At 46.2% G+C, this 13809-nt stretch carries 15 protein-coding genes and 1 tRNA gene; 7 read left to right on the top strand and 9 right to left on the bottom strand.

Annotation, left to right across the window (positions count from 1 at the left end; translation table 11 throughout):
• Positions 1–203 precede the first annotated feature (203 nt).
• The 5 genes from flgA to Q8L79_RS08115 all read left to right on the top strand — a co-directional run bounded on the left by flgA (position 204) and on the right by Q8L79_RS08115 (position 3594).
• Positions 204–902: a flagellar basal body P-ring formation chaperone FlgA gene (gene flgA / locus Q8L79_RS08135; RefSeq protein ID WP_305269907.1), complete on the top strand. Its 699-nt coding sequence runs from the start codon at positions 204–206 to the stop codon at positions 900–902.
• 92 nt (positions 903–994) lie between these two features.
• Complete coding sequence (flgM, locus tag Q8L79_RS08130) at positions 995–1303, top strand: flagellar biosynthesis anti-sigma factor FlgM (RefSeq protein WP_305269906.1); 309 nt, start codon at positions 995–997, stop codon at positions 1301–1303.
• Positions 1304–1305: 2 nt separating this feature from the next.
• Positions 1306–1800 (top strand): flagella synthesis protein FlgN, encoded by a 495-nt coding sequence (locus Q8L79_RS08125; protein WP_305269905.1) that lies wholly within the window; start codon positions 1306–1308, stop codon positions 1798–1800.
• Positions 1801–2059: 259 nt separating this feature from the next.
• Positions 2060–2136 (top strand) — tRNA-Arg (locus Q8L79_RS08120).
• Between the two features lie 198 nt (positions 2137–2334).
• The gene (locus Q8L79_RS08115) at positions 2335–3594 is read left to right on the top strand and encodes a DEAD/DEAH box helicase (protein ID WP_305269904.1); all 1260 of its coding nucleotides are present in this window, start codon (positions 2335–2337) and stop codon (positions 3592–3594) included.
• Between the two features lie 214 nt (positions 3595–3808).
• Here the strand turns inward: Q8L79_RS08115 and dbpA are convergent, their stop codons facing one another.
• From dbpA to ffh, 9 genes are all read right to left on the bottom strand, one after another.
• Positions 3809–5197, bottom strand: a complete 1389-nt coding sequence (gene dbpA / locus Q8L79_RS08110) for an ATP-dependent RNA helicase DbpA (RefSeq protein WP_305269903.1) — start codon at positions 5195–5197, stop codon at positions 3809–3811.
• A gap of 339 nt (positions 5198–5536) precedes the next feature.
• A complete protein-coding gene (lpxA, locus tag Q8L79_RS08105) occupies positions 5537–6310 on the bottom strand; it encodes an acyl-ACP--UDP-N-acetylglucosamine O-acyltransferase (RefSeq protein WP_305269902.1) in 774 nt (257 codons plus the stop codon).
• Positions 6311–6315: 5 nt separating this feature from the next.
• Entirely contained in the window at positions 6316–7200 is an 885-nt protein-coding gene (gene xerD / locus Q8L79_RS08100) for a site-specific tyrosine recombinase XerD (protein ID WP_305269901.1), read from the bottom strand.
• Positions 7197–7682 carry a methylated-DNA--[protein]-cysteine S-methyltransferase gene (locus tag Q8L79_RS08095; protein ID WP_305269900.1) on the bottom strand — a complete coding sequence of 162 codons (486 nt, stop codon included), beginning with the start codon at positions 7680–7682 and terminating at the stop codon, positions 7197–7199. The genes xerD and Q8L79_RS08095 overlap by 4 nt, the downstream gene beginning before the upstream one ends.
• 157 nt (positions 7683–7839) lie before the next feature.
• A complete protein-coding gene (gene rplS, locus Q8L79_RS08090; RefSeq protein WP_305269899.1) occupies positions 7840–8181 on the bottom strand; it encodes a 50S ribosomal protein L19 in 342 nt (113 codons plus the stop codon).
• Positions 8182–8195: 14 nt separating this feature from the next.
• On the bottom strand, positions 8196–8933 hold the full coding sequence (trmD, locus tag Q8L79_RS08085; RefSeq protein WP_305269898.1) for a tRNA (guanosine(37)-N1)-methyltransferase TrmD: 738 nt from the start codon (positions 8931–8933) through the stop codon (positions 8196–8198).
• An 8-nt stretch (positions 8934–8941) separates the two neighbouring features.
• A complete protein-coding gene (rimM, locus tag Q8L79_RS08080; RefSeq protein ID WP_305269897.1) occupies positions 8942–9448 on the bottom strand; it encodes a ribosome maturation factor RimM in 507 nt (168 codons plus the stop codon).
• A 6-nt stretch (positions 9449–9454) separates the two neighbouring features.
• Positions 9455–9706 carry a 30S ribosomal protein S16 gene (gene rpsP / locus Q8L79_RS08075; protein ID WP_006890416.1) on the bottom strand — a complete coding sequence of 84 codons (252 nt, stop codon included), beginning with the start codon at positions 9704–9706 and terminating at the stop codon, positions 9455–9457.
• 138 nt (positions 9707–9844) lie between these two features.
• Positions 9845–11206, bottom strand: a complete 1362-nt coding sequence (ffh, locus tag Q8L79_RS08070) for a signal recognition particle protein (RefSeq protein WP_305269896.1) — start codon at positions 11204–11206, stop codon at positions 9845–9847.
• A 247-nt stretch (positions 11207–11453) separates the two neighbouring features.
• Here ffh and Q8L79_RS08065 point away from each other — a divergent pair, with 247 nt between their 5' ends.
• Both Q8L79_RS08065 and Q8L79_RS08060 read left to right on the top strand, forming a co-directional pair.
• Positions 11454–12245 (top strand): inner membrane protein YpjD, encoded by a 792-nt coding sequence (locus Q8L79_RS08065; protein WP_305269895.1) that lies wholly within the window; start codon positions 11454–11456, stop codon positions 12243–12245.
• Between the two features lie 89 nt (positions 12246–12334).
• Positions 12335–13786 (top strand): aspartate aminotransferase family protein, encoded by a 1452-nt coding sequence (locus Q8L79_RS08060; protein ID WP_305269894.1) that lies wholly within the window; start codon positions 12335–12337, stop codon positions 13784–13786.
• Positions 13787–13809: the final 23 nt, after the last annotated feature.

Raw genomic sequence — 13809 nt, 5'->3', positions numbered from 1 at the left:
ATTTATTAGAATTATTTGTCTCTCATCAACGACTGATTACAGTTAGAATGTTTTTGACTAATTCGGCAAAAGATAGCCGTCAATAGATGACGAACAAACGGATTACAGGCAAACAACGCCATATGTCAATAAATTGACTCAAAGCTAAAATAATTTGGCATCATTCGTGTAACTGACATAAGCCATAAAGCAAGACCATAACGATGATAAAAAACACCTCTCTGATTTTGGCATTGACCTTTATTTTGTTTACCGCTGCTCATGCGGAGCAAAGCTCGCAATCACATCAATCTATTGCTGAGGCCGTTAAGGATTATGTTGAGCAAAACATACATCTGTCGGGTGAATATGAAGTGACTCTAACTCCATTGGACAGCCGCCTAAATTTACCTCAATGCGTCGAACCGCTGGACGTATTCACAACAACTGCTTTAATTAAAGCGGGCAGAACAACTATAGGTGTGCGCTGTAATGCAGGAAAGAAATGGTCGATTTTCACTTCTGTCATCATCAAGACCTACCAAATGGTCGTGGTCTTATCTCAACCGATACAACGCGGTGAAATCATTACACAACAACATCTTGCTATTGAAAAAAGAGAAGTGTCTAAACTCAGGGAAGATTTTGTCACTCAACTGGAGCAGGTTGAAAACAAACAGGTTACACGCCAACTCAACATCGGAACCATTCTTAGCCTGAGAAATATTGTTGAACCCAATCTTGTCAAAAGAGGAGATAAAGTTGTTATCAGTACAACAAAACCGGATTTTTCTATCAGGATGAGCGGGATAGCGATGATGGACGGCACTAAAGGACAGCTTATCACCGTTAAAAACCAAAATTCGGGACGCATCATTAATGCAACAGTTATCGAACCTGGATTGGTCGCTGTAAAATATTAAACTGACATACAAACTCATTAAACAAACAGTTAAAGTTTTTCGCCGTACTGCCGATAAACACTTCAAATGAAAAAGATATTAAGGAATTTGACATGGCTATCGAAATAACCGGCAGAACAAATAGTCCAACACCCATCAAAACGAGCCCAAAAGCTGATGTCGACGGTGAAAAAAAAGTTGTTACTATCAATACAGAAAAAATCGACAGCGTTGCGCTTACAACCACAACGCAGGAAATAAAAAAGGCCTTTGGCTCATCCTCTACATCGTCTGTAGATATTGACCGGGTTAACTCCATTAAAAAAGCGCTTGCTGACGGAAATTATCAGATCAATGCTGAAAAAGTTGCAAAGAAATTGATTCAATTTGAACAGTTAATGCCACCGGAAAATAGTACATAACAATGATAAAACAAACATACCCCATTATAGAGCAACTAATCCTCAACGCACTACAATTGGCGCAGCAGCTTCATCAGGAGCTCAATCGCGAGGCTGATGCCTTGAAAAAAACGCAACAGGCTGAGCTGATTAACAATATCGCCGCCAATAAAAAGCAGCTGGTTGTGCAACTGGAACAGTTCAACACACAAATCACTCAAGTCTTGGCAACCGAACAGCTGCCTAATAATCAGGAAAGTATCAAAGAATATTTTAAACGGGCTGAAACAGCAGGCCTGTTGCCCGCCCAATCAATTGGCAACTGGGCACAGCTCATGATCGCCTGCGCAGAATGCAGAAACCTGAATGAACAAAACGGCGCAGGCATTGATCTCTTATCTCGCCACACCAAACGTTCACTGGATATTTTAAAAGGCAAGCCAGCGTTTGTAAACACCTATGGCTCTGACGGTTCAACCCAAAGTGACCGATATACCCATACCTTGATTTCGGTATAGCGCCTTTTCATGCTCGGTAATATTTGTAGCATTTTCCTCACGTCTATTTATTATTAGCAACAAGCTCACCATTGATCATTGCATAAAGCAGCCGCCCTTATGCTCAGTTACGCACATTAATCCAAGTAAAGATTACCAGCCACAATACTCCGACTGACATGTTGCCCGACTACAAAATGCTTTTTTCGACTTAATCTATGTACTCCGAAGAGAACAAATGAATTAAATACCTATCTATGGTACAATCTCTTCTGTTTTTGCCCCGATAGCTCAGCTGGATAGAGCGGTCCCCTCCTAAGGGACAGGCCGGTGGTTCAAATCCGCCTCGGGGCACCATTTATATCAACAACACTCTCGCACGCCTACCTGCGACAAGAGACTGCACATAACGTCATATCTATCAAAACGCCAACATTATACTGCAATCAACTAGCCCTCCGTTCTTTGCCGCGTTTTTATTTAACCTTCTATACCCTTTTCACAATGCTGTAAGGCGCTTGTCAACAGCAACCTTTTATTGAGACTCTAACTAATATGCCATTTACCACCCTCGGTTTATCTGATCCACTCCTGCGCGCCATTGCTGATGCCGGCTATACCACGCCGTCCCCTATCCAGTCACAAGCTATTCCAGCCGTTTTAGGCGGCCATGATGTTCTGGCTGCGGCACAGACTGGAACAGGTAAAACAGCAGGATTCACTCTACCCATCCTGCACCGCTTATCACAAAAAGCTTACGGTAATAACCGGCCGGTCAGGGTATTAATCCTGACGCCAACCAGGGAACTGGCGGCGCAAATAGGCGAATCGGTAAATAAGTATGGGGCGCACCTGCATCCGCGTTTAAAATCCGAAGTTGTCTTTGGCGGAGTAAAAATCAATCCGCAAATGATGAGATTAAGAGGCGGCGTAGATATATTGGTCGCCACACCAGGTCGACTTTTAGACCTGGTCAATCAGAATGCGGTAAAACTCGATCAAGTAGAAACACTGATACTCGACGAAGCGGACCGCATGTTGGACATGGGATTTATCCGGGATATTCGTAAAATTATCGCCTTCCTCCCGAAGAAGCGTCAAAATCTGTTATTCTCAGCGACCTTTTCAGAAGATATCCGTAAGCTCACAACCGGGCTTCTGGTTAATCCTATAAAAATAGAAGTCGCTCCACGCAATACCGCGGCAGAATTGGTTGAGCAAGTTGCTTATCTGGTTAATAAAGCGAATAAAACAGAACTGCTCTGTCATTTGATAAAAGAGCATGACTGGCAGCAGGTTCTGGTATTCACGACCACTAAACACGGCGCGAATCGGCTCACCGAAAAGCTCAACAAGGTTGACATTAAGGCAGCCGCCATACACGGCAACAAGAGCCAGGGTGCCAGAACCAGTGCATTGTCAGGTTTTAAAGCCGGTGAAATCAGGGTGCTGGTAGCGACCGATGTGGCGGCACGCGGCATTGATATCAACCTGCTGCCTCATGTGGTCAATTTTGAATTGCCCCGAGCGCCGGAAGATTATGTTCATAGAATAGGCCGCACCGGCCGTGCAGGCGAGGAAGGCCAAGCCATATCGCTGGTCTCCCATGATGAATACAGTTTTTTGCGCTTGGTTGAAAAACTGATCGGGAAAGAGATTAAACGAGAACAAATTGCCGGCTTTGAGGCCGCCGCAGTTGCTCCGCCAATGCCACCAGAGCCGCCACGAGGTCCGCGCCCTGCCAGAAACTCAAATCAAGCCCGCAAACCCAGCGCTAATCAGCCCAGAAACAGGCCTAGAGCAAAAAGCGTTTAGCTTTTCGGGTTGGATTACGTTGCGCTAAATCTCATACGCATCAATTTAAACAAAAAGCCATATATTCAATCAATAAAATATAAGTAGATTGATTAGTTCACCACGAAGACACGAAGAGCGCGAAGTTATTGCCTTGATCCTTTTTCGTGTTTTCGTGGTGACATGCTCTTAATCTACTAATGCCTCTGAGGTTGCGTTGCGCTAACGCGACGACTCATCCCCATTGGGATTTACGGACATTAAAATTGCGGCCTTTTATTTTGCCGTTTCTCAAGCAAGCCAAAGCCTTATCAACACTGTCACGCTTGATAGCCACGTAAGCATGGCCATCAAAAATATCAATTTTGCCCACTTCACTGCCTGCGATCCCTGCGTCACCGGTTAAAGCACCCAGTATGTCGCCAGGACGCACCTTATTTTTGCGTCCGCCGTCAATCCACAAAGTCACCATCGGCGGCTCAAAGCGCTGCTCATGACTCATTTGAAAAGGCGCCACTTCGTCCCACTTTGCGGGAATAGCTTGGTACTCCTCAATAGCTTTAACCCGATTTAATTCCTGTTCCGTGCATAAACTTAACGCCAGGCCTTTTTTACCGGCGCGACCGGTACGCCCAATCCGATGCACGTAGATTTCAGGATCCCAAGGCAATTCATAATTAATCACCGCCTGCATATCCTTGATATCCAGACCTCGCGCTGCGACGTCCGTCGCAACCAGAACGGAGCAGCTCTTATTGGAAAAGCGCACTAATACCTGATCCCGATCCTTTTGTTCCAGATCGCCATGCAGCGCCTGAACGGTAAAACCGCTGTTTTCAAGCGAACTCGCCACATCTTGACAATCTCTTTTGGTATTGCAAAAAATTACGGTCGATTCGGGCCGATAGTAGGATAAAAGATAACCCAGTGCGCTTGTCCTTTTTGACTTTTCCACCTGATAAAAACGTTGCTCAATATCGCTGTCGTGATGGCTGGTTTCAATACTGACGGAAACAGGCTTAAACTGAAACTTCTGACTTATTTCCCGAATAGGATCGCTATAAGTTGCTGAAAAAAGAAGCGTTTGCCGATGTGTCGGTGCATATGAAATCACATCCGTAATAGCCTCTTCAAAGCCCATATCCAACATCCGGTCTGCCTCATCCAGCACCAGCACCTTAAGATTACTTAAACGTAAGCTGCGTTTGCGCAAATGTTCCTGTAACCGTCCGGGCGTGCCGACAACTACATGAACGCCATGCTCCAACGACCCCAACTGCGGCCCGAAAGGCACGCCGCCGCACAAGGTCAGCACTTTAATATTTTGCGTGAATCGAGCCAATCGCCGGATTTCCTTGCAGACCTGATCGGCAAGTTCCCGGGTTGGACAGACAACCATTGCCTGAACTCTAAAACTGTTCAAGTCCAGCTTGGACAACAAGCCAATACCAAACGCGGCGGTTTTACCACTACCGGTTTTAGCCTGTGCAATCACGTCTCTGCCCTCAAGGATATGCGGCAGACTCTCCGCTTGAATGGGCGTTAGGTGGGTATAACCCAGGGATTCAATATTTTCAAGCAGGGCGGGTTTTAAAGCTAGGGATGAAAATTTGGCAGTACTCACTAAGGGCTCTTTATATTGACGTGAATGGCGGCGAAGTGCCGTAATTCGAATGGTAATGATACCAGATACCGGAGGCTTAAGCCGGACAAGGTTGATTTTTCAGTATAAATTTAATTTGCGGACGCAATGATCGACGCTCCCACACCGACGCATGGAAATAAGATAAAACAATTATTTTAATGATATCCGACTAGTACTCAGTCAATTCTATTTTGACGGGTGAAAGTAAATCCGTTCGTCCTGATCCTGTCAAAGCCTGTCATGAGCTTGTCGAATGAGATGAGCGGATTTACGCTGAGCTAAACAATTTTTACACGACATAACAAGACTGGCTGAGTACTAGCTCGACACATTAACAAACCCGTGCAATCCACGTTTTGACTTGACAGCCAACCAGTTTTTCAATTGTTTTAATTCTTCGGTTTCTTCCAGCGCATCCAGGCTTTGTTTGTTTTTTAACAAGCGGAATGCAGCCGACAGCACTTTATAGCGCTCGCCGGTAATGCCGGCACGTCGTAAACCTACGGTGTTTAACTTATAATGCCGGGCGGGGCGTCCGCCAATCAGCATAAAGGGGATGACATCCATATTAAGACCGGTTGTGCCCTGCACTATCGCGTACGAACCGATTCTGCAAAACTGGTGCGCAACCACCGCGCCACCTATGAAAACATTATTGCCGACTTCAACATGCCCGCCAATCGCGACATTATTAGCAAATATGGTGTTATTCCCGACCGTGCAATCATGCGCGACATGGCTGTTATTCATAAAGAAACAACCTGAGCCGATGCGCGTTTCGGCATGCTCTTTAGAGGCCCGGTGCGCAGTAAAGCCCTCTCTAAAAACGTTATTATCGCCACAAATCAGCCAGGAAACCGTTTCGGCCTTAAATCCGGTATCTTGCGGCAAACCGCCTAATACTGCGTGCGGATGCAAAATATTGCCGTCACCCATTTTCACATAACTGTGCACCACGGCATGAGCGCCCACCTGACAGTTAGCACCCATTTGAGCGCCTGTTTCAATAACGGCAAAAGGCCCTACTGTAATATTGTCTCCCAGTGACACATCCGGTGCTATGTAAGCGGTCGGGTGAATATTTTGAGCCATCTTTGCTATCCTCTTGGATGATATTTTGAATGTAATTCTTTGAGTCTTTCGCGGGCGATATGGGTATAGATTTGCGTGGTGGATAAATCAGAATGACCCAGCAATAACTGTACTACGCGTAAATCCGCGCCATGATTTAATAAATGCGTGGCAAAAGCATGTCTTAGCGTATGCGGTGACAGTTCTTTACTGATCCCTGCTTTTTTCGCATGCCGTTTGATAATATGCCAAAAAGCCTGCCTTGTCATACTATCCGCCCGGTTAGTAACAAACAAATAATCGCATTGCCGCTCACCTAAAATGGTCTTTCTGGCTTGGTCCATATAATTCTCCAGCCAACTCATGGCTTCTTCACCGACCGGCACCAACCGCTCTTTGTTGCCTTTACCGATGATTCTGACCACGCCTTGCCGAAAACTGATCTGCTCAAACTTTAAATTGACCAGTTCCGATACCCTAAGCCCCGTGGCATACAGCATTTCCAGCATGGTTCTATCCCTGAAGCCCAGTGCATTGGTAACTTCAGGCGCATCCAACAATAACTCGACATCCTTTTCAGATAGTGATGCAGGCAACGGCTGACCGATGCGAGGCGACTCTATCAAGGCGGTCGGATCGACTTTTATGCTGTTTTCCCTGATGTAGTAGCCATAGAAACGCCGTAAACTGGATAAAATACGCGCAGTAGATCTGTTGCCTATCCCTTCTTTATAGCGACTGGCAAGAAAGCTTGATAACGCCCCGCCATCAACTTCCAGCATCGGCTTTCCCGCCAACCATTTGGCAAAAATCCTCAAATCACTGCCGTAGGCCGAAAGCGTATTCTCGCTCAAACCTTGCTCTACCCAGACTGCATCGAGAAATTGGTCTATCAAAACGGTTGCATTCATTTTTTATGACTTGCTTCAAATTCCAGCAATTTGTGTTTTATTGCCATTAAATCACCTTCGGTTTGTCCGCAATAGCCGCCCATGCCTGAAACGGAAACCACCCGGTGACAAGGAATGATTAAAGCATAGGGATTATCCCGGCACGCATTGCCGACTGCTCGCGCCGATGAACCTATTTTTTTTGCCAATGCAGAATAAGTCATGGTTTCGCCAAAAGGTATTTGGCAAAGTGCAGCCCAGACTTGGTTTCGGTAGACGCTGCCCTGTTTTAACAATTTAACGTTAATGCGTTTATCGGCATTCTGCCAATACTGATTTAATTCATGTTCACCGGACTGATTCGGACAATCACCCAACCCCCAGTCTGTTTTGCTAATCACGCCTTGCTGGCTATATAGAATAAGCTGTCCTGCCGGCGTCTGAAGCTTTACAACATCCTCTGCTCCGGAGCAGCTTTCTACCCATTGAATTATAAACGGCATTAAACAAGTCCTGAATGATTTTAAGCATTCGGTAAATAGCAATTAACGCATAAAAGAAATCTACAATTTTAGGCTTAAATATGCAACCAAGCCGAATCATTATCCATAAAAAAAGGCAGCTTAAGCTGCCTTTTTTATTTCATGCAAACCAGCTTGATTAAAGTTTTTCTTTAATACGAGCCGCTTTACCCGTCAGGTCACGCAAGTAATACAACTTGGCACGACGTACATCGCCGCGACGCTTAACGTTGATCTCGCTAATGATAGGGCTGTGAGTCTGAAAAACACGCTCAACACCGGTACCGTGAGAAATTTTTCTTACTGTGAAAGCTGAGTTTAATCCGCGATTACGTTTTGCAATTACGATACCTTCAAAAGCCTGAATTCTTTCACGCTCGCCTTCTTTTACCTTAACTTGTACAACAACCGTGTCACCTGGACCAAAGTCAGGAATCTGTTTCAGTTGTTCCGCTTCCAATTCATCAATAATATTGCTCATTACTACACCTTAATTTAAACCAACTCCACAATAAACTCTCTAAGCAAATTTTCCTGCTCTGCACTCAAATTCTTTTTTTCCAACAAATCCGGTCGTCTCTGCCAGGTTCGTCCCAAAGCCTGTTTCATTCGCCAGCGGCCTATATCCGCGTGATTGCCACCTAGTAAAACCTCCGGCACCGAACGTCCTTCAATCTGTTCAGGCCTGGTAAAGTGAGGACAATCCAGCAAACCATCACTGTGAGAGTCCTGCTGGGCCGAGTCTTCATCACCAAGCACACCCGGCAGCAACCGGGTCACCGCATCAATGATTACCAATGCTGCAAGTTCACCGCCACTGATAACATAGTCACCGATAGACCATTCATCGTCGCAATCCAACTCGACAAAGCGCTCATCAATACCTTCATAACGCCCCGCAACCAAAATCAATTGCGATACTTTACAGGCTTCGGCTAACAAAGCCTGAGTAATCGGTTTGCCTTGCGGACTCAAATAGATCACTTTGGTGATCTCAGCGCACGCCTGTTTGGCACCGCTAACCGCATCATGTAACGGCTGATACTTCATAACCATGCCAGGGCCACCGCCATAAGGACGATCGTCAACAGTTCTGTGTCTGTCGTGGGTATAATCCCGAGGGTTCCATACCGACAAACTGACTATCTTGCGTTCGATTGCTCTCCCGGTTACACCGTAACCCGCAGCCGCTGTCACCATTTCCGGAAATAATGTTACAACGTCAAAACGCATGCTGTTAATTAAAACTCAGGATCCCAATCGACAACAATTTTACCGGCATTCAGATCAACGTTAATTATCGTTTGTCCCTGTAAAAACGGAATGACCCGCTCTCGCTCTCCCTGGACAATGACCACATCATTAGCACCAGTTTCCAGAAGGCTATCAACCACACCTAACTGAACGCCATCAATGGTTTCAACATTCAAACCAATCAAATCGGACCAGTAATATTCACCTTTAGCCGCTTTTGGCAGCTGATCCTGGGTTATAAAAATATCCCAGCCCATCAGGCTTGCTGCTTGATCCCTATCATCAACACCGGTCAACTGGGCGACTATCGTCTTACCCTGTAGCTGTCCGTCAACAACATTAACTGTTTTTGTATCGTCGCCTTTTTTCAACAACCAAGGAGAATAGGTTAAAATATTTTCCCTCGGATCAGTGAAGGAAAATACCTTAACCCATCCTTTTATGCCAAAAACGCCGGAAAGCTTTCCAACGCTTATATGCTGTTGCTCTGACAACTCAGTTTATGCCGCCGCTTTACGTGCGTCTTTAATCAATTTCGCAACGCGATCAGAAGGCTGTGCGCCATTGGCTTTCCAATGATCAACGCGATCACAATCTAAACGCAATTTTTCTTCATTGCCGCGCGCCAAGGGGTTAAAAAAACCAAGACGTTCAATATAACGACCGTCACGGCCGCTTCTGCTATCGGTTACAACAACGTGATAGAAAGGACGATTTTTCGCGCCACCTCTAGAAAGACGAATGGTTACCATCTAAGTTCCTCAAAAACATTTAGTCAAAATTTAATCGACTTATTTTACTCGATTTTCTCTATAAGTAAAGAACAACGCACATCCCGTCAAATTCATTCACTTTAGCCATCGAATAAGCCGTCATTAACGCAACAATAATTACCTTCTCATACCCATGCCGCGCACATTATTTTTTATGCCCCGCATCATATTCGCCATATTGCCCGCTTTGAAGCGCTTCATCATTTTCTGCATCATCATAAACTGCTTCAAGATACGATTAACATCCGATAACTGTTGCCCGCAACCGTCAGCAATGCGCTTTTTCCGATTGCCTTTAATCAAATCAGGATATCGTCTTTCTTTCATGGTCATGGAATTAATCACCGCAATCTGACGCGATAATTCCTTGTCATTAACCTTGTCTTTCATTTCTTGGGGGATGCTGCTCATGCCAGGTAATTTATCGAGCATAGAGCCAACTCCGCCCATATTCTGCATTTGCTGCAATTGCTCACGAAAATCTTCCAGATCAAAAGCCTTGCCCTTTTGCAGTTTTTTGACGAGCTTCTCGGCCTTTTCCTTATCAACTTTCTGCTCAATCTCTTCAATCAAGCCCAGCACATCGCCCATACCCAAAATACGGGATGCGATACGATCCGGATAGAAAGGCTCCAAAGCATCGGTTTTCTCGCCCATCCCGATAAACTTGATCGGCTTACCGGTAATATGACGTATAGACAACGCCGCACCGCCTCGCGCATCACCATCCGCCTTGGTCAGGATAATCCCGGTCAACGGCAGGGCATCATTAAAGGCTTTTGCGGTAATCGCGGCATCCTGCCCAGTCATACTGTCAACAACAAATAAGGTTTCGACAGGGTTGATTGCCGCATGCAATTCTTTAATCTCGCCCATCATTTCATCATCAATATGAAGACGACCGGCGGTATCAATAATAATTACATCAAGAAATTTTTTCTTAGCCGCTTCAATCGCATTTTTAGCGATATCAACTGGCTTTTGTGAAATATCACTTTCAAAAAACTCTAGAGAAAGCTCATTTGCAAGCATCTGCAACTGCTTAATAGCCGCAGGGCGATAAACGTCGGCACTGACTACGCCGACTTTTTTCTTTTGATTTTCTTTTAACCAGCGACCTAATTTGGCCACCGTCGTAGTTTTACCGGCACCTTGCAAACCTGCCATTAAAATGATCGCAGGAGGAACGGCATTAAGATTCAGCTTTTCGTTTGCCTCACCCATAACACTAATCAGTTCAGCCTGAACCAGCTTAATCAGCGATTGACCCGGCGAAAGACTGGCCTGAACTTCCTGACCTAACGCGCCCACTTTGACACGCTCAATAAAGTCCGTAACCACCGGCAAAGCGACATCAGCCTCAAGTAAAGCCATGCGCACTTCGCGCAGAGTGTCCTTGATATTGTCTTCAGTCAAGCGCCCCTGACCTTTAATTTTTTTAAGCGTGCTACTTAATCGATCGGTTAAATTATCAAACATATCAGTGTCTTTATTAAATCTGAAGGAAACCATTCACTAACACAAATGCGTTAGGACTATTTAACGGGATATATTAACATAGCCATTAAGGCCTTTGCATTAAACTCAAGGGAATTTGTGGTGCGCCAGCGAAGCGACTTATCGCGTTATGCGAAGCTAATGCCCTTACCTGCATCCATACAGGCAATAAGCCCGCACCTGACAGTGGTGTTATCTATATGATCACAAACCAATAAAAACGACCCTAATGAACACCACACTCGCTACCTTTTCAATTTGCACTTATCTGGCAAGCACACTATTTATTGCCCGAGACACGCATCAGAACAGAAGACAACGCACACCGCTTTATCTGGCTTGGGCAGCAGTATGCGCACACCTTTTATATATCGCTATCGCTTTCCAGCAAAGCAACAGCTTCAACTTTAGCTTCATCAACACAGCATCCTTAATCTCACTGATTGTCGCCCTGCTGCTGCTCATGGCGACATTTAACAAACCTGTCGAAAAACTGGGTATCGTGATATTTCCTATTGCCGCCATCATGTTGGCGCTGGAGTTGAATCTACCCAATAAACCGCATCTACTGCATACCCACAATTGGCAGATGAGCGTTCACATATTAACCTCGATTATCGCGTTCAGCCTGCTAAACATCGCCGCCTTGCAAGCCGTTTTGCTCGCCATGCAAGACCAGCAACTTAAAAGCCATCCGCCCAAACGCTTCATCCAATCATTGCCTTCCCTACAAACCATGGAATCTTTATTGTTCCAAATGCTCGGCACAGGGCTTTTTTTTCTGACCATTTCATTGGTCAGCGGCTTCATCTTTATTGAAGATTTATTTGCCCAGCATTTAGTGCATAAGACCGTTTTGTCCATTATCGCCTGGATCATTTTTTCTTGTCTTTTGCTAGGCCGACTGCGTTACGGATGGCGTGGCAAAACTGCAGTCCGCTGGACTCTAACAGGCTTTATTTTGCTGCTGCTGGCTTACTTTGGCAGCAAACTGGTACTGGAAATTATTTTACACAGGTAAGTTACAGCCCCTTTAGTTAAAAGATTCTTGGTCGATGACTTAATATCGCCTCCTTACCAAACCCATGTCAGTCTCAATCCAATATAACTATGCTGAAAACCTCTGAAGACACATTGGATCCGTCCGACTGGAATGCCTTTCGGTTACAAGGCCATCAAATGCTGGACGACATGATCGACTATCTTGAACACTTACGCGATCAACCGGTCTGGCAACCTATGCCCGAAGAAGTACGACATTCATTTCAACAAGCATTGAATGACGGACAACATGATCTCAAAAGCGCTCATGCCATATTCATGAAAGATGTACTCCCCTATGCCTTAGGCAACGTCCATCCCGGTTTTATGGGCTGGGTTCATGGCGGAGGAACTCCCGTCGGCATGCTGGCGGAAATGCTGGCAGCCGGACTGAACGCCAATCTTGGCGGACGCGACCAGGCCCCCATAGAAATCGAACGTCAAGTAGTACAGTGGGTTCGGGAACTGTTCAATTTCCCGGAAACCGCCAGCGGCCTGTTTGTGACAGGGACCTCAATGGCTAATCTGCTTGGCGTATTGATTGCAAGAACCGCTCTGTTAGGTACTGATGTGCGCCATAAGGGCCTAACTGCCGACAACCGGCAGTTGATTGCCTACACCTCCGCCGACGCTCACATCAGCCTCGTTCAGGCCATGGATATTGCCGGTTTCGGTAGTGATGCGCTACGTATGATACCTGTCGACGAGCACCACCAAATGAACATAGCGGCACTTGAACTTGCCATTGCCGAAGACCAAAAGATTGGCCTGACGCCGTTTTTCATTGCCGGAACAGTGGGCACCGTGGGTGTCGGCGCCATTGACAATCTTCAGTCTATTGCCGAGCTCTGCCATCGCAAAAACATCTGGTTCCACGTTGATGGCGCTTACGGCGCACTGGCCATGCTGGCGCCTGATATTGCACCTCGCCTGCAAGGCATTGAACGCGCAGATTCCATCGCCTTTGATTTTCACAAATGGGGACAAGTTCCCTATGATGCGGGATTTATATTGGTTCGGGACGGCGAACTGCACCACAGCACCTTTGCCTCGTCCGCCGCCTACCTGAAACGTGGCCCCCGGGGCATGGCAGCCGGTTCGCCGTGGCCGTGCGATTTCGGCCCTGACCTGTCGCGAGGTTTCAGGGCGCTCAAAACATGGTTCACCATAAAAGTTTATGGCGCAGAAAAATTAGGACAGGTTATTTCAAATACCTGTGCATTGGCTCAGCACATGAAGCTGCGTATCGAAGCCGAACCACGTCTGGAGTTACTCGCACCCGTTGCACTGAACATCGTCTGCTTCCGCTATCGCAGCACCGATGCCAACCGGGTCAATGCAGATATTGTGGTTGCACTGCAAGAATCCGGCATTGCCGCACCGTCAACGACAACCCTCAACGGACAGCTAGCCATACGAGCCGCCATCGTTAATCATCGCACCACGACAAGCGACATTGACGCCTTGATCGATGCCACGCTCGCACTGGGTAGTTGCGCCGCTCGCCGCGCCTGTTCCTGACAGGGATGCTGCATACACACCAT

Source organism: Methylobacter sp. (assembly GCF_030680395.1).
In the GTDB taxonomy this organism is placed as follows: domain Bacteria; phylum Pseudomonadota; class Gammaproteobacteria; order Methylococcales; family Methylomonadaceae; genus Methylobacter_A.
Note: the sequence above shows the minus strand (reverse complement) of the source record. Positions and strands in the feature narration are given on the sequence as shown.

Coding starts and splice junctions, on each gene's coding strand:
- rpsP (WP_006890416.1), bottom strand. CDS start 9,706: ATGGTAACCATTCGTCTTTCTAGAGGTGGCGCGAAAAATCGTCCTTTC.
- rplS (WP_305269899.1), bottom strand. CDS start 8,181: ATGAGCAATATTATTGATGAATTGGAAGCGGAACAACTGAAACAGATT.
- Q8L79_RS08125 (WP_305269905.1), top strand. CDS start 1,306: ATGATAAAACAAACATACCCCATTATAGAGCAACTAATCCTCAACGCA.
- flgM (WP_305269906.1), top strand. CDS start 995: ATGGCTATCGAAATAACCGGCAGAACAAATAGTCCAACACCCATCAAA.
- ffh (WP_305269896.1), bottom strand. CDS start 11,206: ATGTTTGATAATTTAACCGATCGATTAAGTAGCACGCTTAAAAAAATT.
- xerD (WP_305269901.1), bottom strand. CDS start 7,200: ATGAATGCAACCGTTTTGATAGACCAATTTCTCGATGCAGTCTGGGTA.
- Q8L79_RS08060 (WP_305269894.1), top strand. CDS start 12,335: ATGCTGAAAACCTCTGAAGACACATTGGATCCGTCCGACTGGAATGCC.
- flgA (WP_305269907.1), top strand. CDS start 204: ATGATAAAAAACACCTCTCTGATTTTGGCATTGACCTTTATTTTGTTT.
- Q8L79_RS08115 (WP_305269904.1), top strand. CDS start 2,335: ATGCCATTTACCACCCTCGGTTTATCTGATCCACTCCTGCGCGCCATT.
- trmD (WP_305269898.1), bottom strand. CDS start 8,933: ATGCGTTTTGACGTTGTAACATTATTTCCGGAAATGGTGACAGCGGCT.
- lpxA (WP_305269902.1), bottom strand. CDS start 6,310: ATGGCTCAAAATATTCACCCGACCGCTTACATAGCACCGGATGTGTCA.
- Q8L79_RS08095 (WP_305269900.1), bottom strand. CDS start 7,682: ATGCCGTTTATAATTCAATGGGTAGAAAGCTGCTCCGGAGCAGAGGAT.
- Q8L79_RS08065 (WP_305269895.1), top strand. CDS start 11,454: ATGAACACCACACTCGCTACCTTTTCAATTTGCACTTATCTGGCAAGC.